Annotated in this window: 1 protein-coding gene; it reads right to left on the minus strand. The window is 60.7% G+C overall.

Annotated features, from left to right (window positions below; translation table 11 throughout):
- Positions 1-175: 175 nt before the first annotated feature.
- A complete protein-coding gene (locus A5777_RS16420) occupies positions 176-964 on the minus strand; it encodes a phage antirepressor N-terminal domain-containing protein (RefSeq protein ID WP_064863464.1) in 789 nt (262 codons plus the stop codon).
- Positions 965-1099: the final 135 nt, after the last annotated feature.

Consider the following 1099-nt stretch of genomic DNA (forward strand, 5'->3'; position numbering starts at 1 on the left):
TACGGGCCAATCTCGAACGACCATCCGGACAGCCCGTCGTCGGTGAACACCGTGCGCAATGGGACGGTGATCCACTCGTCGGTCGCGTCGACACGCATGGTCACATCGGCTTCATGATGGACATGCCGCTGGTCGTGTGGATTAGTCCTCGGGGAATCAAACACCGGGAAGTCGTTCATGCCTCGACCTCCAGCTGTGTTGGCTCGGCGTAGTACTGCTGCCACACCGATTCGAGAAGTTCGCGATCGGCTTCGGTGTAGGCGAGGACGTCGCGCGTCTGACCGTTCGAGAGTGTGAGCGGATACCGTTGCGGCTCAACGCCATGCAGGTCGATATACGCGGCCTTGCATCGCTTCCCGAACACGCCGGAAACACTCTTGGTCCGCTTCGCGCTGAGGTTCTTCCCCTTGAGGAAGTCAGCGGTATAGAGCGGTCGCGCCTGCTGGTCGAGCTGCGCATTCTCGCCCATGCCGCGCGCGAGGATCACTCGCGCCTTGGCTTCGAGGTGATCGGGGTGGATGAGTCCCTGCGCGGCCTGGCACAACTCCATCTGTGCGCGAGCCTGGAAGATGGCCGCGTTGAGTTGGTGCTCGGTGGCACGGGGGCTGATGGCGACTCCCTCGTGGAAGAACTTGTCGAGAGCGTCGGCGGCTTCAGACTGATAGGCGATCAGTTCGTCGCGCTTGTCGACGCGGACCCGGTTCTCATCGAGCGTGGCAAGCCACATAGTCAGGGTCTTGCGATCGCCAGCGGTCATTTCGCGCGTCTTGCCATCGGCGGCAACCGTTGAGAATTTCCCAATGGTTGCCCACGACTTCGACTTGAGCTTCGTGAACTGCCCCGCCCAGTCGAGTCCGAAGTAGTCGGCAATCGGCTTGAGTGCGACGAGCGACTTGCCATCTGTGTAGAGCGGAAGTCCCGATCCTGGGACTCGGACCTCGATTGCGGTATTCTGGCCTTGCATTGAGACTCCTATCTCGTTGTTTGCGCCGTCCGTGTTCCTGCACGGGCGGCGTTTCTTTATGCCGCAGGCTGTCGATCTGTGTGCTGTTGCACATTGAACACCTCAACACGAAACAGGTGTCCTGGCGGAAGCCTC

Origin of the sequence: Gordonia sp. 852002-10350_SCH5691597 (assembly GCF_001665715.1) — a bacterium.
GTDB classification, from domain to species: Bacteria; Actinomycetota; Actinomycetes; order Mycobacteriales; family Mycobacteriaceae; genus Gordonia; species Gordonia sputi.

What these genes read in the sequence shown, in the direction of transcription:
- A5777_RS16420 (WP_064863464.1), bottom strand. Translation starts at nt 964, where the DNA reads ATGCAAGGCCAGAATACCGCAATCGAGGTCCGAGTCCCAGGATCGGGA.